The sequence below is a fragment of the Bradyrhizobium zhengyangense genome (assembly GCF_022012555.1).
GTDB lineage: Bacteria > Pseudomonadota > Alphaproteobacteria > Rhizobiales > Xanthobacteraceae > Bradyrhizobium > Bradyrhizobium zhengyangense.
Map to the genome: position 1 here is coordinate 1 of NZ_JAKLTZ010000075.1, position 1,268 is coordinate 1,268.

General features: G+C 64.9%; 1 protein-coding gene. It reads right to left on the reverse strand.

The annotated features are described in order from the left end of the window. Positions 1 to 73: 73 nt before the first annotated feature. Positions 74 to 1,268, reverse strand: a 1,195-nt coding sequence (locus tag L6639_RS42890) for an IS91 family transposase (protein WP_237867371.1), incomplete at its 5' end; no start/stop codon positions are given.

Here is a 1,268-nt window from a genome sequence, read left to right on the forward strand (position 1 = left end):
TGAGCGAGATCGCCGCCAGCATTTAGCCAGCGCATCGGACCAGGACAACAGCAACGCTCGCAGGAGGTCTTGGTCATGACGTGTCGATCCTGATCATTGTCGGCCGCCAGCTTGGCTGGCAGCCGCGGGCGAACACCTCGATCACGATCATGCGGGCGCCACAGCGCGGGCATGGGCACGGCAGCACACGTGGCGTGTCCGTCGCGATATCCGGCTGCTCTTGCGGGTCGGCGGCCGGCGGGGCGACGTTGAGGAGTGCGCGGGCTGTCGCGATGCTCTGGGCGCGGTTGGCGTTGGCAAAGAGCCCGTAGTGGCGGATGCGGTGGAAGCCCTTGGGCAGCACGTGCAGCAGGAACCGCCTGATGAACTCGTGCGGGTGAAGCCGCATCGTCTTCCAGCGGTTGGCGCCGTTGAGGCGATAGTCCTTCCAGCGGAACGCAATCGCTTCGTCGTCGGCTGCAACGAGGCGGCGGTTGGAGATGGCGACACGATGGGTGTAACGGGACAGATAACGCAGCACCTGCGCGGGCCCCGCGAACGGGGCCTTGCAATAGACCACCCACTTGATGCGCCGCAGCGGGGCGATGAAGCGCTTGAACGTTGTCTTGTCGGTGAGTCCGGCATGGGTATTGAAGAACTTTAGCTCGCCGGCGTCGTGCGCATGCACGAGCATCGCCAGCATTTTGCCCTGGAACAGGCGCGCCAGCACGTTGACATGGACGAGGAAATTGGAGCGCGCGGCGATCCATCGCGTGTTATCGAGCGAGAGCCCTCCACCCGGCACGATCATATGCACGTGCGGATGATGGGTGAGCGCCGAGCCCCAGGTGTGCAGCACGGCCGTGATACCGATGCGGGCGCCGAGGCGCTTGGGATCGCTTGCGATGGCGAGCGTCGTCTCGGCCGCTGCCTTCATCAGCAGATTATAGATCACGCGCTTGTTCTGGTAGGCGATGTCACGCAACTCGCTGGGCAGCGTGTAGACGACGTGAAAATACGGCACCGGCAACAGCTCCGCTTCGCGGTCGGCCAGCCATCGGCGTGACGCCGCACCCTGGCACTTCGGACAATGCCGGTTGCCGCAGGAGTTGTAGGCGACCTCGGTATGGCCGCACGCCGCGCTCTCGCAGCGTGCGACATGGCCGCCGAGCGCCGCCGTGCGACAGCGCTCGATCGCATTCATCACCTTCAATTGCCCGAGGCTCACATGCCCCTGATTGGCGTCACGCCAAGCAGAGCCGTGATCGCGGAGGATGTCCGCGACCTCC